The organism is Okeania hirsuta, assembly GCF_003838195.1.
GTDB classification, from domain to species: domain Bacteria; phylum Cyanobacteriota; class Cyanobacteriia; order Cyanobacteriales; family Microcoleaceae; genus Okeania; species Okeania hirsuta.
In genome coordinates, this window is sequence record NZ_RCBY01000716.1 from 1 (window position 1) to 22,103 (window position 22,103).

The 22,103-nt window shown below is 36.0% G+C and carries 18 protein-coding genes and 1 pseudogene; 12 read left to right on the plus strand and 7 right to left on the minus strand.

What is annotated here, in order from left to right:
* From D5R40_RS33845 to D5R40_RS40560, 3 genes are all read left to right on the plus strand, one after another.
* Positions 1–330 (plus strand): MFS transporter (locus D5R40_RS33845; protein ID WP_192901347.1); only part of this gene is annotated, 330 nt, incomplete at its 5' end.
* Between the two features lie 101 nt (positions 331–431).
* Positions 432–1,778, plus strand: coding sequence for an AAA family ATPase (locus tag D5R40_RS33850; RefSeq protein ID WP_240038938.1), 1,347 nt, complete (start codon positions 432–434; stop codon positions 1,776–1,778).
* 5 nt (positions 1,779–1,783) lie between these two features.
* On the plus strand, positions 1,784–2,440 hold the full coding sequence (locus tag D5R40_RS40560; protein WP_124144810.1) for a XisI protein: 657 nt from the start codon (positions 1,784–1,786) through the stop codon (positions 2,438–2,440).
* A 580-nt stretch (positions 2,441–3,020) separates the two neighbouring features.
* Here D5R40_RS40560 and D5R40_RS33860 read toward each other — a convergent pair.
* Positions 3,021–3,701 carry an SH3 domain-containing protein gene (locus D5R40_RS33860; protein WP_124144809.1) on the minus strand — a complete coding sequence of 227 codons (681 nt, stop codon included), beginning with the start codon at positions 3,699–3,701 and terminating at the stop codon, positions 3,021–3,023.
* A 634-nt stretch (positions 3,702–4,335) separates the two neighbouring features.
* Positions 4,336–5,337, minus strand: a complete 1,002-nt coding sequence (gene pheS, locus D5R40_RS33865; RefSeq protein WP_124144808.1) for a phenylalanine--tRNA ligase subunit alpha — start codon at positions 5,335–5,337, stop codon at positions 4,336–4,338.
* 696 nt (positions 5,338–6,033) lie between these two features.
* Here pheS and surE point away from each other — a divergent pair.
* From surE to D5R40_RS33885, 4 genes are all read left to right on the plus strand, one after another.
* Positions 6,034–6,837: a 5'/3'-nucleotidase SurE gene (surE, locus tag D5R40_RS33870; RefSeq protein WP_124144807.1), complete on the plus strand. Its 804-nt coding sequence runs from the start codon at positions 6,034–6,036 to the stop codon at positions 6,835–6,837.
* Between the two features lie 126 nt (positions 6,838–6,963).
* Complete coding sequence (locus D5R40_RS33875; RefSeq protein WP_124144806.1) at positions 6,964–7,362, plus strand: hypothetical protein; 399 nt, start codon at positions 6,964–6,966, stop codon at positions 7,360–7,362.
* A gap of 261 nt (positions 7,363–7,623) precedes the next feature.
* A complete protein-coding gene (locus D5R40_RS33880) occupies positions 7,624–7,962 on the plus strand; it encodes a hypothetical protein (RefSeq protein WP_124144805.1) in 339 nt (112 codons plus the stop codon).
* Complete coding sequence (locus tag D5R40_RS33885; RefSeq protein ID WP_124144804.1) at positions 7,963–8,286, plus strand: GNAT family N-acetyltransferase; 324 nt, start codon at positions 7,963–7,965, stop codon at positions 8,284–8,286.
* 406 nt (positions 8,287–8,692) lie between these two features.
* Here D5R40_RS33885 and D5R40_RS33890 read toward each other — a convergent pair whose 3' ends face one another.
* Positions 8,693–10,381, minus strand: coding sequence for an ArnT family glycosyltransferase (locus D5R40_RS33890; protein WP_124155944.1), 1,689 nt, complete (start codon positions 10,379–10,381; stop codon positions 8,693–8,695).
* An 861-nt stretch (positions 10,382–11,242) separates the two neighbouring features.
* Between D5R40_RS33890 and D5R40_RS33895 the strand changes: the two genes are divergently transcribed.
* Complete coding sequence (locus tag D5R40_RS33895; protein ID WP_124155945.1) at positions 11,243–12,706, plus strand: hypothetical protein; 1,464 nt, start codon at positions 11,243–11,245, stop codon at positions 12,704–12,706.
* Positions 12,707–12,894: 188 nt separating this feature from the next.
* Positions 12,895–13,053 (plus strand): hypothetical protein, encoded by a 159-nt coding sequence (locus tag D5R40_RS36885; protein ID WP_161565208.1) that lies wholly within the window; start codon positions 12,895–12,897, stop codon positions 13,051–13,053.
* A 163-nt stretch (positions 13,054–13,216) separates the two neighbouring features.
* Here D5R40_RS36885 and D5R40_RS33900 read toward each other — a convergent pair whose 3' ends face one another.
* On the minus strand, positions 13,217–14,527 hold the full coding sequence (locus D5R40_RS33900; RefSeq protein WP_124144801.1) for a recombinase family protein: 1,311 nt from the start codon (positions 14,525–14,527) through the stop codon (positions 13,217–13,219).
* 8 nt (positions 14,528–14,535) lie between these two features.
* Positions 14,536–14,895 (minus strand): VOC family protein, encoded by a 360-nt coding sequence (locus D5R40_RS33905; RefSeq protein ID WP_124144800.1) that lies wholly within the window; start codon positions 14,893–14,895, stop codon positions 14,536–14,538.
* Between the two features lie 658 nt (positions 14,896–15,553).
* Between D5R40_RS33905 and D5R40_RS33910 the strand changes: the two genes are divergently transcribed.
* The gene (locus D5R40_RS33910) at positions 15,554–17,026 is read left to right on the plus strand and encodes an aldehyde dehydrogenase family protein (RefSeq protein WP_124144799.1); all 1,473 of its coding nucleotides are present in this window, start codon (positions 15,554–15,556) and stop codon (positions 17,024–17,026) included.
* A gap of 129 nt (positions 17,027–17,155) precedes the next feature.
* On the opposite strand, the gene D5R40_RS33915 is transcribed toward D5R40_RS33910, so the two are convergent.
* Together D5R40_RS33915 and D5R40_RS33920 are read right to left on the minus strand one after the other, a co-directional pair.
* Positions 17,156–18,418, minus strand: coding sequence for a DUF7017 domain-containing protein (locus tag D5R40_RS33915; RefSeq protein WP_124144798.1), 1,263 nt, complete (start codon positions 18,416–18,418; stop codon positions 17,156–17,158).
* A gap of 5 nt (positions 18,419–18,423) precedes the next feature.
* Positions 18,424–20,328, minus strand: a complete 1,905-nt coding sequence (locus tag D5R40_RS33920; protein WP_124144797.1) for a 3'-5' exonuclease — start codon at positions 20,326–20,328, stop codon at positions 18,424–18,426.
* Positions 20,329–20,838: 510 nt separating this feature from the next.
* Here D5R40_RS33920 and D5R40_RS42285 point away from each other — a divergent pair.
* Together D5R40_RS42285 and D5R40_RS33925 are read left to right on the plus strand one after the other, a co-directional pair.
* A pseudogene (locus tag D5R40_RS42285) lies at positions 20,839–21,030 on the plus strand (hypothetical protein); the annotation flags it as partial.
* Positions 21,031–21,390: 360 nt separating this feature from the next.
* On the plus strand, positions 21,391–21,957 hold the full coding sequence (locus tag D5R40_RS33925) for a Uma2 family endonuclease (protein ID WP_124144796.1): 567 nt from the start codon (positions 21,391–21,393) through the stop codon (positions 21,955–21,957).
* Positions 21,958–22,103 lie beyond the last annotated feature (146 nt).

A 22,103-nucleotide genomic window follows, 5' to 3' on the forward strand; every position in this document is an offset into this window, starting at 1 on the left:
ATTCCTGATGTTATTGATTTGGATGAGTTAAATACTGGGCAAAGAAGGGAGGGAATTTTTTATTCTTTTATGGTTTTTTTGCAGAAGGTAGGGTTAGCTATTGGATTGTTTTTGGTAGGGGTAGCTTTGGATATTGCTGGGTTTATTGAAAGTGTTCCTGGGGAGACTCGACCTATTCAACCGGAGTCTGCTCTTTTGGCAATTCGGGTGGCAATTGGTCCGTTGCCTACTGTGTTTTTAATTGTTGGATTATTATTGGCTTATTTATATCCTATTACGCGGGAAGTACATGATGAAATATTGTTGAAGTTGAGGGAAAGAGGGGAGTAGGGGAGTAGGGGAGTAGGGGAGTAAGGGAGTGGGGGAGTAGGGGAGTGGTAAAAATAAGAATAATTAATGCTAAATAGGATGCCAATTATCAAAAAAATGATTTGGCTGATGCTAATTACTTAATAATTGAAGTGCTACCTAAGTATAGCATCACTTTTAGTAATTGGTATAATAAGAAGGTGTTAGGTTTTATGTTAAAACAAGTAACTTTGGAAAATTGGAAAAGTTTCCGCCATGCTGAGTTATATATTGACCCTTTAACAGTTTTAATTGGTACTAATGCTAGTGGAAAATCTAATGTTGTTGATGCTTTGGATTTTTTGAATAGTATTATGCAAGGTACTTCAGTAGAAGCGGTATTAACAGGCGATCGCTTTACTTCAGGTATTAGAGGTGGGGTTGAATGGGCAGTTAGAAAACCTGAAACAAAATTTAGTTTTCAAGTATTAGTAGATGGCGAAAATGAAGCGGGTGATTATCTTTATAAAATTACTATAGAAACTCAACCTACTATACAGGTAATATATGAATCTTTAACTTTGATTGATAGTCAAAAACTCTCAGATAGTAATTCATTTCAGCAACTTTCTTTTATCCCCTCAACTGTGGTACCAGACGGGGTAAAGTATAAGCTTTTTGAAGCAGATAAAGAATATATTGAAAAAATTTATCCCACTCCTAATCCTTGGTTGGATCGTTTTACAACACAGATTCCTTTCTATGAATTTGATAATGTTCATCAAATTATGCTTGCCGAAAGTATAGTACCAAATCTTCTCAAAAAGATTTTTATTTTAAATCCCATACCTTCCCAAATGCGGGATTATTCACCCCTATCAAAAAAATTAGAAAGAGATGGTTCTAATATTGCCGGAGTTTTAGCAGCATTACCCAAAAAACAGAAAGCTGAAGTAGAAGAATATTTATTAAAATATCTGGCACAATTACCAGAAGGAGATATGCGAAAAATTTGGGCTGAAACTGTAGGAAGACTAGGTCGCGATGCCATGCTTTACTGTGAAGAAATCTGGCATCCTAATCAACAACCAATGATAGTTGATGCTTGTGGAATGTCAGATGGAACTTTACGATTTTTGGCAATTTTAACAGCTATGTTAACTCAGCCAGAAAAAAGTTTAATTGTTATAGAAGAAGTAGATAATGGTTTACATCCTTCTCGTGCTGGATTACTTTTACAAATGTTAAGAGAAATTGGTGAGGAGCGCCAAATTGATGTTTTAGTTACAACCCATAATTCTGCTTTATTAGATGAACTAACTCCAAAATTTATTCCTTTTGTAATGGTGGCTTATCGAGATAAACAAACTGGAGAAAGTCAGTTAATTCCTTTAGAGAATATTGAAGATTTACCGAAGTTAATGGCATCAGGAACTTTAGGGAAAATTGCCAGTAAGGGTTTAATTGAGAAGAGTCTCAAAGCAGATTAGAGAGTATGAAAAAAGTGCTAATTATTGATACTTCAATTCTCTGTGTTTATTTAGGTGTGCCTGGGAAAGAAACTTGTGGTTCTGAAGGTAATAAATGGGATAAGGTTAAAGTCTATGAAATTTTGGAAAAAGAGGAGAAAGCAAAGACTATTTTTGTTTTACCTTTAGCCACAATTATTGAAACAGGTAATCATATTGCTCAAGCAAATAGTAAGCGTTATGAAATAGCTAAAGAGTTAGGAAATTTGATGAAACTAACTGCAGATAATCAAACTCCTTGGGCAGCATTTATAGAACAGTCAAAGTTATGGGATGCAGAAAATTTGAAGGATTTAGCTGATGAATTTCCGAAAATTATTACTAAAATTTTGGGAGAATATTCTAGATTACCCTATGCTCACGGTAACTTAGAACGAAAGTTTATTGTTGGTGAAGACCACAAAAATTATTTATTATTAACAGTAGGATATTTAAAAGGAAAAAGAGTTCATGGTTGTGTAGTTCACTTGGAAATTATTAATGAGAAAATTTGGATTCACGAAGATGGATTAGAAGATGGAATTGCGTTAGATTTAGTTATGGCAGGTATTCCTAAAAATAAAATTGTATTAGGTTTTCATCCGCCAGAAGTTCGACATTTGACAGAATTTGCAGTGAATTAATGGTATAAGTAAGAAAGAAGGAAGGAGGAAGAAGGAAGAAGTGAAGAGGGAAGAAGGCTTTAGTTATCTAGAACAGAAGACTTAAAAGTCCAAAAAAACTTAAATTTTTTGTAGATATTCACTCTTGGGTTTACACAAACGATACTAGCGGACATGATATAAAATTAACTGGAACCGCTATTTTTCAGCATTCTTTTTTCACCCTTGGTACAACAGGCAATGAAGAAATAAACCTTTGAATATTTTTACTGAAGCAATGGATGCTTTTTGTACAGCTATTTCTCTCCATTTTTTTTTGATTAGTTGATATAACAATACTGATGTCTTTGCCTCTGAATAAAGATAATTTGGGTTATAGTCATTTAACTTTAGATTGAGACAAAGCTTTCTTGCTATGAGGGAGTTTCAGACGAAAAAACGTCTCATCTTTAAGTTAAACTACTATATATTGAAGCTCAAAAGTTGTGCAATGTAATGTCCCGATAATCAGCGATCAAAAAACCTTTTCCCTTTGAAGCTTTCTTTCCCTACTCCCCCACTCCCCTACTCCCCTACTCCCCTGCTCCCCCACTCCCTCCACCTAGTCACACTCAACTAAATTACCAGCAGAAACAAACCCAGACAAAGGAGAAGTAATTTCTACCCACTTACGTTTTTCTCCATTTCGGTCGGGAATTAAACGATAATTTTCCACAAGGGTAAGCTGACTATTAACAGGAACTTTTCCTTTATATTCGGATCGTCTAGTAGCATTTGTCCGTACTGCTAAACCGCGTGGTGCTTTTTTACTATCAATTTGACGACATAAATTTCGATCTACTTGTGATGTGGACTCATTAGGAGATGGTGTTTCTGTGGGCAAATTATCAACAGAAGTATTTTGATCGGAAGGTTCCGTTGGAGTTTCTGTAGCTACTTCAGAACATTCTATTAAATTATTTTCATTGCCTGGAAAACCTCTAGAAACAAACCCTGAAATAGGAGCAGTAATTTCTACCCAAGTACGACCTGCTGGACCTCTAATATTGCGATAACCTTCTATTAATTTCACTTGTTGATTTGCATCTACGGTGCCTACTGTGGGAGAATTTGGGGTCGGTCTTTTTTGAACGATTAAACCTTGTTCGTCATTAACTTGACGACATAAACTAGCAGTTTCTTGAGATGTTTGAGCTATTTTCATGGTTGTAGCGATCGCTCTTTTGGGAACACCGAGGGCGATCGTTAGTATTAATGTTAGCAATGCCACTGGTTGATGCATATTTATTTTTTAAGTCAAAAGTAATTTCAAACTTAGTAGGTTGGGTGGAGGAACGTTAGCGCTAGCTTATCCGTTAGGATAAACCCAACATATATAGGATATAGAAGCCATTTGGTATCTATTTAAGAAGTTACAAGTTCAATACCCATCTGGGTTTTATGATTCTGGCAGTCATTTTTCATAATTTTTCGGTTTCCTGAACCCTTATAGTTGTTAGGCTCCTTAAAACGGCTTTCCTGAAGCCTTTGTATTTCAATAAAAGATACGGTTAGGGGTTCTATAGAACTTACGCAGGTACGTTACTAACGCCTCATCCTACAGCACCTGGTGCATTAGGTGTAGAATCGACCATTATTTCAGTAGTGAACTGACACATATTCAATGGTGCGTTACACTGTCGCTAACACACCCTACTGGACTGACACGCCTAAAAATATAGGTTGGGTTTCACTGCCGTTCAACCCAACAAAACTTTACTACTGTTGGGTTTATCCATTAGGATAAGCTGGCGCTAACGTTACTCAACCCAACCTACACCTATTGCACTATTTTAGATGTGTCAGTCTACTAACCAATAGCTGAAAGCTGAGTGCTGTTTGCAGAGCATTCCGGTACGGAAAATGCTGATAGCTATTTAAAACTGCTGCAAAAAACGTAAGTCGCTGGCATAAACTCGCCGAATATCATCTATCTGATGCAACACCATGGCAAATCTTTCTACACCGAAACCAGCGGCAAAACCTGTATATTTCTCCGAATCATAACCTACTGCTTCCAATACGTTGGGGTCTACCATCCCACAACCTAATACTTCTAACCATTTACCATTCCACTGCAAATCTACTTCTGCTGAGGGTTCGGTGAATGGGAAATAGCTGGCACGGAAACGAATGGGTAGGTCTCCGAACATTTGTCTGAGGAATTCTTTGATGGTTCCTTTGAGGTCTGAAAATCTTAGTCCTTCGTCTACTGCTAATAGTTCGAGTTGATGGAATACTGCTGCGTGGGTAGCGTCTACTGTGTCACGTCGATAAACACGACCGGGTGCTATGACTCGGATGGGGGGTTCGTGGTTTTTCATGTAACGGATCTGGACTGAGGAGGTATGGGTCCGCATTAAGTTACCGTCTGGTAGGTAGAAGGTGTCTTGCATATCTCTGGCAGGGTGGTCTGGTGGTGTGTTTAAGGCTTCAAAGTTGTAGTAGTCGGTTTCCATTTCTGGACCTGTGGCCACTGTGTAGCCTAAGCCAATGAATATGTCTAGGGCACGGTCTATGAGGTTGTTGAGGGGATGGATTTTTCCTTGGGGACGATATACTCCTGGCATGGATACATCTAGGGTTTCGGCTTGGAGTTTGGCTGCTATTTCTGCTGTTTTGAGGTTTGTCCGCTTTTGGTCTAGGTTGCTCTGGATGGCTTGTTTGACTTGGTTGGCGATCGCTCCTACTTTTGGTCGTTCTTCTGGGCTGAGTTTACCCATGGCTCCGAGGATTTTGGATACTTGGCCTTTTTTGCCTAGATAGTTAATTCTTAGTTCTTCTAGTTTTTCTAGGTTTTCTGTTGTGGCGATCGCTTCTGTTGCTGTTTGGCGTAGTTCTGTTAGTTGGGTTTCTATTTCTGTTAGTTGGGTTGTCATAGTTTGTTATTTTTTTTGTGCTTTACTATTTTGTTATTTTTTTTGTGCTTTTCTATATAAAATCTTTTTTAGTTGAATAAAAAGTCATGCGTAGGGGCGAGTCACTCCTAATGTAACTATTCTATCTAATTTTTTGTTACAGTTCAACTCAATTTTTGAGTCGGCCGGGCTTTTTTTGGGTGCTCCTCGGGATGTAGTTGATCGAGTTGTTAGCGATAGTATGGTTTGTTATTTTTTTTGTGCTTTTAACTGTAGAGTCTTTTTTGGTTGAATAAATTGTCATGTGTATAGGCGAACTACTCCCAATACTATTATTCTATCTGATTTTTTGTCAAAGTTCAACCCGATTTTTCACTCCGCCGGGTTTTTATTGGAGTGCTGCTCAGGATGAAGTTTGTCAAGGCGTTAACCGTAGTTGTGCTGGAGTAGGTGGTGTATTTCAATCCCTAGGGATTTGGTTTGGGAAAGAGTTCCGATATAGAAGCCCCACACAGCAATGGTTTCAGACCCCCAATATACAAGCCTATTTTGATTAATTCGTCAATAAGGCAAAAGATAGAGAAGGAAAAATCTTGCGTTGTCTAAGTTTTAAGCTTTTTATCTGTCCACGCCCTTTGCCTCGACTGCTATAGAATTGTGTTTGGCGATTGAATAGTTCTTGCTTCAATCTTTTTTATTTTTCAAAAATCAATCCAAATGAAACTTTTAATTAGTAACGACGATGGCATTTTTGCAGAAGGTATCCGGAGTTTGGCTAATGCTTTAGCAGCGGTAGGCCATGAAGTTTTTGTAGTTTGTCCTGACAAAGAACGTTCAGCCACAGGTCATGGTTTAACATTACATCAACCTATTCGGGCAGAAATAGTCAAGTCAATTTTTGATGACACCGTCACAGCTTGGACTTGCTCTGGTACTCCTGCCGACTGTGTAAAACTAGCCTTATTTGCCTTACTAGAAACCCAGCCAGATTTAGTATTAGCAGGAATTAATCATGGTCCCAACTTAGGAACAGATATTTTATATTCCGGAACAGTTTCTGCTGCCATGGAAGGAGTTGTTCAAAACATTCCTAGTATTGCGTTTAGTCTTGGTAGTTATACTTCTAGAAATTTTGAAGTTGCTGTAAATTTTGCTCAAGATTTGGTGAAGAAAATTGAAAATGAACCTTTAGCTAATGTAATGTTGCTAAATGTAAATATTCCAGCAGTTAAAGAAACAGAAATAGCAGGAGTACAAATTACCCGTCAAGGAATTCGTCGCTATATAGATATATTTGAAAAACGGGTCGATCCACGAGGCAAAACTTATTATTGGTTAGCTGGAGAGGTACAGGAAGATGTGGAAGAAACCAACGACCGCTCCTCAGTAGAAAAGTTATCAACAGATGTCCAAGCAATGCGTGAAAAATATATTACGATTACCCCCTTGCAATACAATTTTACCTATGGTAAACAACTAGGCTATCTCCAAAAATGGAAGATTGATAATTTTCGTGAATAGTTAACTTTTATGCAGTAGAAATTAAGGCTAAACTATAAAAGAATAGGCAAGATAATCAAAATTGCAGATCAAAAAAACTCATCTAGGTGAGTAGTGAAAAATTTCGTTTATTGAATAAAAATAAGTATGAGCGCTCCCACATCTAAGAGTCATTCTGTTACCTGCCCAATTTGTAATCGCTCCAGTGCCACACGACCACTAGAAGTATTTAATGGGCTATTTACTTGTCCATATTGTCATTCTCATCTGGTAATTAGTTGGAGTGGCCATTATGTCAGAGACCCCCTCGCTCTCCAACAGCTAGATATTGGACAAATGCTGAGAAGGCAAAGTAGACCTTTGGCAAGATTACGTCGCGATTTGAGCAGGCAGTATTTACCTATAGTTGTGGCGATCGGGAGTGTCATATTGTTTGGAGGGGCGATCGCTTCTCTAAGTAAGTTTGATTTTAAATTGGGTATATTTGATGGAGTATTAGAGTGGGTGCAAGAAAAAGAACTGTTGAATAATCAAAACAGTCAGTAGTTATTGAAGAAGGAAGAAGAAAGAAGAAAGAAGGAAGAAGGAAGAAGGTTTAATTGCTTATGGATAGTCAACGACCTGAAACTTCGTGTCTTATAACCCAAAGACTTTTCAGCAGCCCAGTTGACCAATAAATAAGGTGAATAGTTTCCCCTTTTAAGCTATCCCTGATTAGGAACTCCTAAAATCATTTTCTGATAGGCAGTGGGGACTAACCCCATAATTAAGGACTAAATAAAGTTAATTTTAGAAATTAATATACTCATGTTAGAAGAAAATGAAATTGTATATGAAATTTTACAGGAAAAAGATTTAGAACAAACTATTAATTGTTTAGTTGATGTATTTCCTAGTTCAGAACCTATGTTCAGGTCGCTTAAAGTAACTTCTAGTGACTTTTATCCCTTTGCTGAGACAATTTGCGAAAAAGCTGTGGCAGAAGGATTATCTCATATTGCTAAAAATTCTGTTACTTCAGAAGTAGCAGGGTTTATTATTTCAGATAATTTATCAAGTGAGTTCTATGAAGAAATAAGCAAAAATATTCCTCAAAAATTTGAGATTTTTTCTCAAGTTTTAAAAGAACTACATCGGAAGTATTAGATGGAAAAAAAAGTCGTTAATGGCAAGATATTTCGTATCGGTTTATTGGGGTATAGAGAAAAGTATAGAGGCAAAAAGATTGGCAATAAATTAGTTGAAAATAATCTCAATATTACAACTCAAGCAGGATTTTCCACCGCAATAGTAGAAGCTAGTGGAAAGATATCGCAGCACATTTGTCGGAAATATGGATTTGAGGATAGAGCTTCTCTAGATTATCAGACTTTTGAATATAAAGGAGTTAAAGTATTTGAGGGAATAAAAGAGCATGAAAGTTGTATTTTAATGGAAAAAGTTTTCGGCGTTGGTGAAGCGCGTGTATGAAATTAATCTTAATTATTTAGGAGTCAACCCACCCCTAACCCCTGCCAGGAGGGGAAGTCAGGAGTCGTATGGGAATGGCTTCAATACCATTTTTCATGTCGGAAATCATCTTTTTTGTCAAAGGGAATATCCTGCACGTGTCTTTTTATTCCTCTTACTATTCGTAACATTCTTTTTTCACGGTTGGTATCATCCCTCTTTTTACCAACGTCAAGTTTTCTAATAGATACGGGGGGGGGGAATAAATAATAATTTTATCTTTTTATTTTGGGTTTAATTCCTCACTGTCAACGGGGGTGTTTACAATTGGTTTAAATTTGAGTCCCCATCCATTTATTCTTCCTTCTTCCTTCTTCCCTCTTCCTTATTCCCTATTCCCTCTTCCTTCTTCTAATTTTTTGAACTTTCAATTTTTGCTTTCTCTGGTGACTAATGCCCACCCTTTGACAGTATTCAAAACTTTCAGATTTTCTAGGGTAAGGTTATTCAAATTTGATGCTTGAACTAATAGATATGGTTGAGACTGACTTTGCCATTGTTGTTGAATTTTTTGTGGCCCGACACGTTTGATGAGGCGATCGCTATAAAAATTTAAAGAGGGACGGTCTTTTGTATCGAAGGAATAAACTATCTGACCGGGGGGTGTATATTTCTGAATCATTTCTCCGACTGGTTTGACTGGATAGTTTTCTTGTAGTTCCCAGATCCAATGAGGGGAATTAACAAACAGTAGGAGTGAAAGATATGTTCCCCAAATCAAGATTGACAAAAACTGACGGTCTTGTTGGTTTAATAATATGGTTGCTATTGTCATTGTCAGTGCAATAGTTGCTGAGATTAACCGTAAGTACAAATCTAGTTTTGTCTGATTTTCCTCTCCCAGATGAAAAATACCGCTGAAGTCAAGCCAAGCAACCCAAGCTAGTAAGGCGAGCAGTGCAAAAATGGCTACTACTAGACGGTGATAAATAGTAGGGATACCTTTAGGATGTTTTTTACTCTCACCTTGAGTATGAAGATATTGATAAGCTGGAAACCGAATGTATCCCAAATCTACTGGAAATTGATGCCAAATTTCTGTCAGATAAGTACCGACTGCTAGAGCAAAAGCGGGATAAATAGGTAGTACATACCAGGGAAGTTTGGTATTCATTAACGAAATAGCTAATAAATATATTCCGCTCCAGACCAAGACTAATTTTCCCCAACTGAGATTCCGATTTTTCCAACTCAGATATAATCCGGGAAACCAGAAAAGTTGCCAGGGGAAAGTATACTCTAAAATTTCCAATAAGTAATACCAAATAGGTCCATCGTGACTGCCTACAGGTTGCCAAATACGTTTGAGAGATTGATGGAAAAAGTTGGCATGGAAAAATTCTATTCCGTAATGGAAAAATTGAGCTGTGTACCACAGAAATACTGGGAGCATCCCTAGTAAGATACCGCCCCAAAAATATTTACAACGCAATAGTCGGGGAGTATCCCATAAGAGGAAGAATAGAGCGATCGCTCCTAAAAGTAATCCTAAAATAATTCCTTTTGTGAGGGAAAGTAGGGCAAAACTCAGACCAATAGCTAAAGAATAACGGAGGTTACGACGCGATCGTAAAACGCACCAAATCATTAGTAGAAAAAAACAAAGCACTGCCCCATCTAACATTGCTAAACGTCCATGTCGCACGACTGGCAATAAAGTTAAGTAGACTAAAGCAGAGAAAATGGCGTTAGTGCGGGGGCGAAATAATTCTCTAGCAAGACTATAAATTAATGGTACAGAAAATGCTGTGAATAAAGCAGGGAATAAACGTGCAGTTAATTCATTTACTCCGGCGATATTGTAGACAAAAGCGATCGACCAATGTACTAATGGTGGTTTATTCAAATAGGGAGTATTATTGATAGTTGGATAAAGCCAATTCCAATTTTTTCTGGTTATTTCTCTAGCTACTTGAGCGACTATTCCTTCATCCCAGTCTCGCAAAGGTAATGTGTCTAAATTAGTAGAAAATAGTAACAATGCTGCTAATAATAAGCTGGCAATTATAAGTAAATCTATATGGGTATTTTTGTTGGTGAAGATTTTGTTAAACATTTATTCAATTCAAAAGTCAATTTGTAAGTATGATTATTATTTTCAAAGCTTAACGCTGATTTTGTTAAACATTTATTCAATTCAAAAGTCAATTTGTAAGTATGACTATTATTTTCAAAGCTTAACGCTGATAATGATATAGCAATCTAATTTGAGTTGTGAGATATTGTAGATTTTAGGGGATAGGAAATAGGGAAAAGGGAATAAATGTCTAGGAAAAAAGTATTAAAAATGATTTTGTGAGGAAGTTATACAACTCTAACTTATGCTAAATAAAGGGCAAGTTTATTTTCTGGAGATATCTATTTTAGGGAATAGGGAGTAGGGACCTTGTATGTAACGTCTCTACAGAGTAGGGAGAAATTATCAATTCTTTACCCCTACTGCCTACTCCCTATGCGTGGAGTAGATGTCTAATTATCATTACATTTAAGCAACGCCATCTTTTTAGTCCAAGAGACATCTCCTATAAAGTATTTTAATTGCCCCTATTATCCGTAACATTATTTTTTCAAATTGGTATAATAGAAAATCTGTATTAGGATGAAATAATTTTCAATTACTGTATAATCGGATTTTATATAAATCCCCATCCATTTTTTCTTCCTTCTTCCTTCCTTTCTCATCCTTCCTTCTTACCGAAAAATTCAGGTATAAAGCCTCTCCATTCATAGAGAAAAAAGTGGTCGTTAGCGCAGCTTCTCGAAGGGTGGGATGGCGAGGAAACCTGCGCCATATCCAATCGACCAAGAGAAGAAAAAAAATCCTTTTAGCCAATCCTCTTCTTTATAAGAAGAGGTAATTATTAATTATTAATTGTTAATTATTGAATTCTTCCTTCTTAAAATCAATCAAATTAATATGAACTTACCTGTAATTTTAGATATTGCCATTGGTTTAATTTTTATTTATCTTATTTTTAGTTTACTAGCTAGTGAAATCCAGTCAATTTTGACAATAATTTTGCAATGGCGAGCCACTCATTTAAAAAAATCAATTGAAGAGTTAATTGCTGGTGAACCCTATATCAGTAAAAATAATTCTAAATCTAGTACAGAAATTGAAAAAGTGCAAAAACTAGCTAATTCTCTATATCAAAATCAATTAATTAAAAATCTTAACTATAGTGGTAGCAAAGGTCCATTAGAAAGAGGATTTCGGAGAATAATTCAGATGCTTGGTAATTTAAGTCGAGCTGTGACTGGAATTAATAATGTTTTTGATGCAGAAAAAACTGCTCCTTCTTATATTCCGTCAGATACATTTGCTGCTAGCTTAATTGATACTTTGAAACTTCAAGAATTAATGCAAATGATTAGTGAGGATAAATTAAGAGATTTTACCGATAATATTTTGGTAAATATCAAGAAAATATTAGAAAATTTGAAGATAGAAGATAGCAGTAAGCAGAAAAAGATTCAGGCTGAATTTGAGGATTTGCATCAAGATTTGAATCAAAACATTCAGGATTATCAAAATAATTTTGCTAATCTTGATTTAACATTAAATAGAACTTTAAATAAGCTAGATTTATACACAGAAAAATCTCTAGAATATTTACCAGATGTAGCTCATCAAGAATTTATTAGCCAAATAAATTTAGTCAAACAAGTATTAACAAATACCCATGAAAGAAAAGTTTTAGTAACTGAAATGGAACCAAGCGCCTCTAATTTATTGAAGTTTTTGAGAGAGGTAATGGAAATGGGAAAAGCTGTGCAAGCAGATTTGCAAAGTAATAAGGGGAAAATCAATCAAAAAGCTATTGAAATGATTGAATTATTGCCTGAATCTTTACAAAAAAGTTTATATATTTTAGCCAAACAAGCGACAACAAAAATTTCAGCAACAGGTAATGCTTTATATCAGTTTCAGAAAGAAATTGAGAGATGGTTTGATAGTGGAATGGAAAGAGCGACTGGTGTTTATCAGCGTAATGCTAGAGGAGTTGCTTTTTTGATTGGTATTACTATTGCTATAGTTGCTAATATTGATACATTAAATATGATTGATAATTTATCAAAAGATTCTTTGATGCGGGCGACAATTAATAGTTATTCCCAGGAATTAATCAATAATAATTCTAATCCAAGTGAGTTAGAAATAGGGGATATTCAAAATCAGGTAAATGCAGCATTAGATAATTTAGAATTACCTATTGGTTGGGGTCAAAAACAAACAAATAACACCTCAGTGAGTCAATCAATTACTTATTTAGAAGGATTAAAAAAAATATTGGGTTGGCTAATTAGTGGCATAGCTATTTCTATGGGGGGGAATTTCTGGTTTAATTTATTAAAAAAGATTTATAGTGTTAAAAAATGAATTATTGAGGAGACAGGAGACAGGAGACAGGAGTCAGGAGGGAAGAAAGAAGAAGAAAGGTAAGCATTCAGCCATCAGCTATTGCTTTTAATTTTAGATGAAAACTTTATTAATTGAGTCAGAATTTATACTTACTATACAAAACTGGCTAAAACAGTCTATAGAACCCATTTGGTATCTTCATAAATATGCGCGTTTTTTTAGCTAGGAGTCAGGAGAAAACCCACCCCCAACCCCTCCCAGGAGGGGAAGACAGGAGACAGGAGGTAAGAGGGAAGAGGGAAGATGTGGGGAGAAATAATACAAAAAATTCAACACTTCTTTTTCATATTTTTCCTCAAAATTGATGCGATAAAAGACTTGACTACCATAATTATATAGATCTCAAATGGGTCCTATATTCATTAAAACCCCCTTTATGGTATTACGACTCAGGCAACGCCAAATTTTTTTTCTTCCTTCTTCCTTCTTCTTTCTTCCTTCTTACTCCTTCCTTCTGCCATAACACAACTAAAAAATAAAAATAACTTGTAAGTGCCAATCTAAATCTTGACGAATAATTTCAATTCTACTAATAAATTCGCGTAAGTAAAATCTCCTTTCTGACTCTGACAAATCCCACCAAAATTGGGTTATGCAAACCGCTTTGGCAGTTTCTAATAAATTGACTGGCGGTAACTGGTTAAATTGACTTTGTAATTGAGAAATTTCTGTTCTAATTTTGTAAGTACGTAGTTCAGCAGTTTCTTGGTCAAGAATGCCATTCTCCGTGAGATTTGGTAGTTGAAAAAGAATATCTTGCTTATCAGAAATATCCTGTTTAATTTTACTTTTAATTCCATCCATATTTGGCATTTCTAAAGCAGCGATCGCCGATGCTAAATCTCGACAAATTATTTCTATAGTTTGTCCTAATACTTCTTGATAAGCTAAAGCTTTACATTTGGGTTTGCGGGAGCAACTTTTGGGACGCAAATATAGATATTCTTTCTCTTTGCGAAAAGTAGTAACTTTTGCCGTAATCATTGGAGACTGACATTCTGTGCAGACAACTAAACCTGCCAGAGAGTGGGGAGCGCTGGCAGTACGCGGTGGCATTCGGCGGTTGCGTCGGAGCAAACGTTCGACTTGAGCAGATTCTTCTCTAGAAATTATGGGAAGATGAGTATTAGAGATGACTTCATTATTTTGATATTGTAAGTCACCGCGATAAACGGGGTTAGTTAACCAACGTCGCCCAGTGGTAACAGAGATTTTCTTGCCGTATTTTTTCTGAATATGGCGCACAGCACCACGCAAGGAAGCAAACAGAAGGAAGTTTTCAAAGAAGTCTTTGACAACGGGGGCAGCACTTCTGTCCAGGGTGTAACGGTCTTTGCCTCGGCGATATCCGTAAGGTGCTTTACCTGGTGGGGGTATTGCTTTGATGCGGTTGCGAGCGTGGGCAGTGCGAATTTTGCGACTATGTTGATTTTGGCGAATTTGGTTGAGGAGTCTGAGTAGGTCTATTTTCCTTGGTGAGTTATTGCTTGGTGAGTTGGGGTTGATATTGATATCTGAGTCGAGGGGAATAATTTGGATATTGAGAGATTGGAGTTTTGTAAGGCGATCGCATACTTCTTCTACAGAGTCTCCTAATTCTTCAAGTTTACGAATTAAGAGATAATTAACTGCTTGAGTTTGGCAGTCGAGTAGGAGTTGTTGGAGTTGTTGGCGATCGCCTAAGTCGTGATAAATGCGGTCAACTTCCCACCCCCAAGTTATGGGGTCTGGGGCAGTTTCAAACAGGGGGTTTGTATATGAATAGGCAATAATTTTCACAGGTTATCTTATTGTTGACTTAATTCTATAATATTACCGTCGGGGTCTTGGGTAAATAGGGCAGGGCGACCAGAAGCACTCATTTTAATTGGGCAATTATTGGCTAATAGTTGTGATTTTGCAGCATCTATATCAACCACAGAAAATGCTAAATGTCGGTTTCTACCTAATTTTTCTGAGTTAACTAGATCGGGTATTATTTCCGATACTATCAGATGAATTTGGAAGTTGCCAACTTGATACCAAGTACCGGGAAAATTAAGGGAGCGGTCTACTTTTGGGAGTTTGAGAATTTGACCATAGAAATGTTCGGCTTTTTCGAGGTTTGAAACTAATAGAGCAGCATGGAGAGATTGAGTGATTTGCATAGTTTATATTATTAATAAATGGTTGGTTATTTATTAGACATCTCCAGAAAAGAGAGAGTAGGGAGTAGGGGAAAATAATTGATAGTTTCTGTGCGATAATTGATTTTATTTTTGATTATTGGAGATGTGTATTAATTGTTACATCTATATAATACACTTATTTAATTGAGAGAGCAAATCTATTTACTGATAGTGGAATAGATATGTTAGTCTAAGCAAAGGACGCGGATATATCAAAAGCTTAAAACTCAAACAACGCCTATTTTTTCCTTCTTCCTTCTTCCTTTGCATAAGTTCTAACAATGTTGATAACTTGCCGATCCCAATTACAGCACTTTTGAGGATAGTGAGGTACAGTTATAAAACTATTTATTTCTGTATTCCCTGTTCCCTGTTCCCTGTTCCCTGTTCCCTAGAGCAATAAACTTTGTACCTCATCAACTAGATAACTGCTGTAAGTAGAAATGAGATATTACTACTATTTTTTGAGGTTGTTGGTAGGACTTGCCGACGCACAAAAATGCTGTCTGTACGGACTCTAATCATCATTTAGTGCAAAAAAGCCTCCTAGTATTCTTAAAAATATCTAAAGTTTTTTAGACAAAAGACTACTAAGAGGTAAAAAGGTTATATTTACAACAAAGCGAGGGAGAAATTTATGGTAACAGCTACAAGACCAGAACAAAAAGCGAAAATTGGCCCCACTAAACTCCTAATTAATAACGAGTGGGTAGAAAGTGCCTCTGGCAAACGGTTTGAAACCATTAACCCTACAACAGGAGAAGTTATTTGTGACGTTGCGGAAGCAGATGCACCTGATGTAGACAAAGCCGTAATAGCAGCTCGCAAAGCGTTTACCAGTGGTGACTGGCCAAAAATGTCCGCTACCAAACGAGGGGAACTTCTATACAAGTTAGCAGATTTGATGGAAGAAAATATAGAAGAGCTGGCAAGACTGGAAACCCTAGATAATGGTAAACCACTCAGTGACTCCCTCAATACAGACTTACGTTTAGCGATCGCCTGTTATCGCTATTATGCTGGTTGGGCGGATAAAGTTCAAGGCAAAACTATCCCTATCAATGGTTCCTACTTTTGCTACACCCGCCACGAACCAGTGGGAGTAGTCGGTCAAATCATTCCTTGGAACTTCCCTCTATTGATGCAAGCCTGGAAACTTGCCCCAGCATTAGCAACAGGTAACACATTAGTAATGAAAACAGCCGAACAAACACCATTGTCAGCCTTCCGAGTCGGCGAGTTAGCGGTGGAAGCTGGTTTTCCTCCTGGTGTAGTCAATATTTTGTCTGGTTATGGCCCAACTGCTGGTGCTGCCATTTCCCACCATCACGATATTGATAAAGTTGCCTTCACTGGTTCCACAGAAGTAGGTCATTTAATTATGGAAGCTGCTGCAAAGAGTAACTTAAAGCGGGTGACTTTAGAACTCGGTGGCAAGAGTCCGAATATAGTGTTTGCAGATGCGGATATGGATGCTGCTATTGAAGGAGCGCATTTTGGTTTGTTCTTTAACCAAGGTCAGTGTTGCAATGCGGGTTCTCGTTTATTTGTGGAAGAGAAATGTTATGACGAGTTTGTTGCTAAGAGTGTGGAACGGGCAAAACGTCGGATGGTGGGCGACCCATTTGCCACTAGAACTGAACAGGGACCCCAGGTAGATGAAGAACAGTTTAATAAGGTGATGAGCTATATTGAGTCTGGTCAACAGGATGGTGCCCAGATGTTATGTGGTGGGGCAAGAGTTGGCGATCGCGGTTATTTTATTGCACCCACTGTATTTGCTGATGTGCAGGATGGGATGAAAATTGCCAGAGAAGAGATTTTTGGTCCGGTGATGAGCATCATTAAGTTTAAGGATATTGATGAACTGGTGCAACGGGCGAATGATACGATATATGGTCTGGCTGCAGGAGTGTGGACGCGGGATATAGGTAAGGCTCATGCTGTGGCTCATGCTGTTCGTGCTGGTACAGTTTGGATAAATTGTTATCATGTGTTTGATGCTGCTGCACCGTTTGGTGGTTTTAAGCAGTCTGGTATTGGTCGGGAGTTGGGAGAGTATGGTTTACAGCAGTATACAGAGACTAAGACTGTGACTGTGAAGATGTAGTTGATGATTAATTATTACTACTAGACATCTCCGAAAATAGTAGGGACGTTCCATGGAACGTCCCTACAAAAATATTTGGGGCTATCAACAGTATTAAAATAACTGTTATCAACTGGTTATTATAGGTTATTAAAAACAGGCAGAAAAATTAACAGCTTTAAATGATATTTTTTGCTGTTTTCTATCCCAATTTTTTTCTAAATTAAAATCTACTTTTAGCTTTTCTTTTCTCAAATAAGGTGGTAAATCTTTTTGTAAAAAGAAAATTCGTTTACCATCATCGGTAATTACAAAACCATGAGATTTATCTTGGGGTAAGTAATTAATCATTCCACTTTCTTGAGGCAGATTGGAATAAGCCTGTTTTTTCCAGTCTTTTTGACATAATTTAACTAGGTAATTAATATTTTTACTTTCAAGTTCAACAGTCTTTTGGGATTTTTCTAACTCTTGGTATATTTTCAAGTCTAGCTTTTGTAAATCTTCCTTAATTTTCCATCCTTCCTGTTCACGAATAGCTTTAGATAGTTCAATATTTCTGACAGCTATTTCTATATTTCCTGTATCTAAACTTAGTTGAGCAATATTCATGTATAGAGTAACTTTTGCTTTATATTCTCCTGATGCTAAAGCTGCACGACAACTAAAACTAATTGCTTGCTCTAGTTGATTTAAACTGGAATAAAAATTTGCTAAATTTTGCAATATATACCATTCTACTCTTTGGGTTAAAATTATCTTTTCTAATTCATTAATAGCTTGTTTTACTTTTCCTTGATATCCTAAAGCTAAAGCAGCCCAACGATAAAAATGAATTTCTTTTGGATATAATTTGATAGCTTCTAATGCCCATAGACGAGCTTCTTTCCATAATTCTAATTCTATTAAACTTTTGACTTTAGCAAAAAACCATTGTTCTTGTTTAGATTTTCCTTTGCCATTAATTGTAGTTTTATCTATATTTTTTGGCTCTAATTTATCACACCATTCTGATACAATTTCCCATTGATTTTTTTGTTTTGCTAATTTAACCACAGCCATAACTGTTAATTCTTTAGGCAATTTATCTGGTTGATGACTTAAAATATTGATAGCTGGTTCTATCAACTTATTTATGTGTGCTGCTTCTGAAAAATTCTTAATATCCCTGTCATAATAAGCCCAAATCAATTCATTTTTAATATAATTGTTATCGGGAAATTGTTCCTTAGCTTTTTTTCCTTGTCTGATGGCAGCACCAGGATGTCCTGCTTTCCGCAAACAAGATAAATAACGACTTGCAGCATAGCTATTATTTTCTTCTTCCCAAAATTTACGAAAAATTTTGCCTGCTGCGGGAAAGTTTTCCTGTTTAAAAAATTGTTGAGCTTGTTCAATTAGATTATTAGACATTGTTTTTAACCCTCATTAATAATATTAAAATGATTATCGTTAATTAACTCTGGAACAATTTTAGAATTTTTATTAGAGAATAAATGCAAATATTCTTGAGCGCGAGTTATCCCAACATATATTTTTCTCCTTGCTAATATTTCTGCATCAGTTTTATTTTTTCCTATAGAATCATCAAATTGTTCTAACCAAATTAATAAAACTGCTTTAAATTCTAATCCTAGAGATGATTCGCAAGTGATTATTCTTACTCCTTTTAAATTGAGATTATACTTTGCTTTACTTTTCCTATCTTTACTAACCCAATAAGTGGGTATATCAGATTGATTCATCATGGAAATGATTGATTTTAGCCTAGTGTTATAGCGGTAAATAATTGCTATTTCATTAAAATCTAATCCTGATTTATGAAGTTTTTGAATAGTTGGAATTATACTTTTGTCTTGCTCTTCTGAATTGATAGCTAAATGTAATTGAGGAGTTTCACCTTGCCTTACTGCTGAGGTAGGTTGTATTAGGGGAAAATTTATTTTATCATCAGAAGATGATGAACTAACTCGATCGTTTATTGGTTTTAAAATTCCTGAAGCTGCCAATAATATTTGTTGTGTATTGCGATAGTTTTTATCTAAATCAAATTTTTTGCTAATTGTTCGATAACCTACTGCTTTAATTCCTACATCTTTCCATGTAAAAGCACTACGTTGATAAAGACCTTGATTGCCATCAGCAACAATCATTAAATCGCCATTTTCACTATCTTTTAAAGCACTAACACAACACTTAAACCAACTAGGTACAAAAGTATGAGCTTCATCAATTAAAATAGCATCATATTTTTGCTCACTTGAATAGTTCGATAGTTGTTTTAAAGTTGCCTCGGCGATAAATTCATCATAGTTTTCACCTTGTTTACTTTCTGAATAACCAATAATTGAATTAGCCCAGTTATGAAAATTAGTAACCTCTATATTTTGATATTGGGGATTTTGTGAATCTTCATGTAAAACGGAGCGTAAATAAGCTGCAAGACTCACGTTATAGCAAACAACCAAAATTTTATAATTCTGGTTACGGTTAACTAAATATTTTGCCCTGGAAATTAATAGTAATGTTTTTCCTGACCCGGCAACACCAAAGAAACGTCTGTGACCATCTCCAATGCTTTTAGCTAATCCTTCTTGTCTAAAATCGAGTATTTTTAAGATAGTATCACTAGGTAAAAATTGAATATTATCAGGCACGCTATCAGGAGTTGCTTTTTCCTCTCTAATCACAATTTCCGGATATATCGAACCTTTGATAGTCGTAATTTGATCGGGTGTTAATTTCGGAAAATTAAATTGGATTTCAAACATTTCTTGAAAACGTTGAATAATTCTCTCATTTGGTACTTTTCCTTCTTCCCAGTTTAATAATTCATCTTTATAAATTACTTTTTTTATTGGTAATATCTGTTGGTCAAGTTTAGATTCAGATGCTTGTCTATTACTTATATTAGACATCACCGCCCCAACACCCACAGGAAAGCATAATTTTCCTTGATAATTACCCGATTGACGAGTCAAAACCGGGTGTTTTTTTAGTCGATCGAGTATCTTAAAAAGATAATCTCGTCCTTGACTTAGAGGCGATTTTTGTTTTTGATTTGTTTCTCTATTATTTTGCCTCCATTTAATCTCAAAATAGTCTGAGTTAGCTTTCAAAATAGAGTTGAAATTCCATCCTTTTACCTCAATTATTAACACTCCAAAATCAGGAGATAAAATTATAAAATCAGGATAACGCCCATCAATATCAGGTTCATACCAAACCGAGAAATCATCAGGTAGCCTAGATAAAATATTATACAATCGTTTTTCACCAGCACTAGCTTTTGCTGGAATCCTGTCAGGAATAATTTGTGCCATAATTAATTTGAATCGACCAATTAACTTGAAACTTATTTAAACTAATTGATATTCACTATAACACTACAATGTCAATTATTTTTGATTGGTAAATCTAGATTTTTTGCTAACCTAATCAGGCAGAAGCTTCTAGGAGCTTGAATTTTAAAATTCAAGTGATATTTATGTAATCACAGTAGCTATTTTTAGTCAATAAAGGGGTATAATCTACGGGGTTTATGACATCTGATACTTAAATATCTAAAGTAAAAATAGACAATAAAAAAAAACGTGTTTTACACAAAAATACTGATTTTTTTTATTAAATTGATATCAATATACTTAGTTTTTACTGATGTATAAAAAAATCAGACTGTACTTATCCTAAATTGATATAATATCAAGTCCAGTAATTTGGTGTAATTATTCAGTAATAATACTAAGGTTTAATCTGCGGAAATATATCCACAGTTATCGTATATTTTCCAGATCACCCCGATTAACTTTCTCTTAGAGTAATAAGGGTGTTTCAATCCCAACGGTCAAATACTTGCCAGCAGTAGCGCCGACGAAACAATTAAACTCTGGAACATCAAAACAAGAGAGTACATCAAAACCCTGAGAGTACCCAGACCTTATGAAAACGCCAATATTACTGGAGTCACAGGATTAAGCAGCGCCCAAAAAGCCAGTCTAAAAGCATTGGGAGCGGTGGAATATTGAACATAAGAATCTATGACATTAGAATCCGGTCTTTATCAAACCATTTCCGACTTTTTTTCAGCCCCGCTATTCAGGGAAATTATCACGCTCAAAAAAGTCAACTATTACTTTCAATACTTTCAAATATCAACACCTGGGTCTATTATCAAGGGGAAAAAATTTGTCTAAATTCCGAATTTTTTACTCAAACAACTTAGCTCATATTATGTTCGGTAGAACAGTTATAATTATGCTCGTAGTTGGGCTTTAGCCCTTACATTACTTAATATTAGGGCTAAAGCCCAACTACAAACAAATTCAATATGTAGTATTTTCTGCTAAAATACAAATTAACCTATCATCATATAACTCAGAGGAAGTATGTCGGATGTCACTATCAAAGATTTAGAAATAGTGCAAACCCTATTCAATGAAGCTGGTTTAGATTATCAATTAGAATTAGAAGGTGGAAAAATATCAGTTATGGGTCCATCAGATATCGTTTCGAGCGAAGTAGGCATTCGTTTAAGTGCCTCTCTTTATGCTTGGATAAACCCCCGTCGTCTGGGGCGAGTATTCGACTCCGCAGGTGGTTTTATCTTACCCGATAGCAACCTCAAAGCACCAGATGTATCTTTTGTCAAAGCCGATCGCTTGCCACGAAGCATCCGCTATTTTGCAGAAATGGTACCCGATCTAGCAGTGGAAATCAAGTCTCAAAGCGATAGAGTTCCCCCTCTGAAAAAGAAACTCCTAAAATATATCGAACTGGGGGTGCAAGTCGCAATATTAATCGATCCTGATGAAGAAACAGTAATAATTTATCGCCCCACAGGAGAACCCATTGAATTTACAGGGGATGATATATTGAGCATTCCCGAACTATTCCCTGGTTGGAAAATATCAATTTCCGAGCTTTGGCCGCCCGTCTTTGATGAGGAAGAATAGATTTCAGTTATCAGTTATCAGTTATCAGTTATCAGTAAAAAGAGACAATATCGCTCCTTTTTACTACATAGAATCATAGAATCTATGTAGTAAAAAGGAGCGATCGCTAGTTTCTACACAAAAATAGAAATCATCAACAACCTCAA

Coding starts and splice junctions, on each gene's coding strand:
- D5R40_RS33920 (WP_124144797.1), bottom strand. CDS start 20,328: ATGGCACAAATTATTCCTGACAGGATTCCAGCAAAAGCTAGTGCTGGT.
- pheS (WP_124144808.1), bottom strand. CDS start 5,337: ATGACAACCCAACTAACAGAAATAGAAACCCAACTAACAGAACTACGC.
- D5R40_RS33915 (WP_124144798.1), bottom strand. CDS start 18,418: ATGTCTAATAATCTAATTGAACAAGCTCAACAATTTTTTAAACAGGAA.
- D5R40_RS33905 (WP_124144800.1), bottom strand. CDS start 14,895: ATGCAAATCACTCAATCTCTCCATGCTGCTCTATTAGTTTCAAACCTC.
- D5R40_RS33880 (WP_124144805.1), top strand. CDS start 7,624: ATGTTAGAAGAAAATGAAATTGTATATGAAATTTTACAGGAAAAAGAT.
- D5R40_RS40560 (WP_124144810.1), top strand. CDS start 1,784: ATGAAAAAAGTGCTAATTATTGATACTTCAATTCTCTGTGTTTATTTA.
- D5R40_RS33910 (WP_124144799.1), top strand. CDS start 15,554: ATGGTAACAGCTACAAGACCAGAACAAAAAGCGAAAATTGGCCCCACT.
- D5R40_RS36885 (WP_161565208.1), top strand. CDS start 12,895: ATGCGCGTTTTTTTAGCTAGGAGTCAGGAGAAAACCCACCCCCAACCC.
- D5R40_RS33925 (WP_124144796.1), top strand. CDS start 21,391: ATGTCGGATGTCACTATCAAAGATTTAGAAATAGTGCAAACCCTATTC.
- D5R40_RS33885 (WP_124144804.1), top strand. CDS start 7,963: ATGGAAAAAAAAGTCGTTAATGGCAAGATATTTCGTATCGGTTTATTG.
- D5R40_RS33875 (WP_124144806.1), top strand. CDS start 6,964: ATGAGCGCTCCCACATCTAAGAGTCATTCTGTTACCTGCCCAATTTGT.
- surE (WP_124144807.1), top strand. CDS start 6,034: ATGAAACTTTTAATTAGTAACGACGATGGCATTTTTGCAGAAGGTATC.
- D5R40_RS33860 (WP_124144809.1), bottom strand. CDS start 3,701: ATGCATCAACCAGTGGCATTGCTAACATTAATACTAACGATCGCCCTC.
- D5R40_RS33890 (WP_124155944.1), bottom strand. CDS start 10,381: ATGTTTAACAAAATCTTCACCAACAAAAATACCCATATAGATTTACTT.
- D5R40_RS33895 (WP_124155945.1), top strand. CDS start 11,243: ATGAACTTACCTGTAATTTTAGATATTGCCATTGGTTTAATTTTTATT.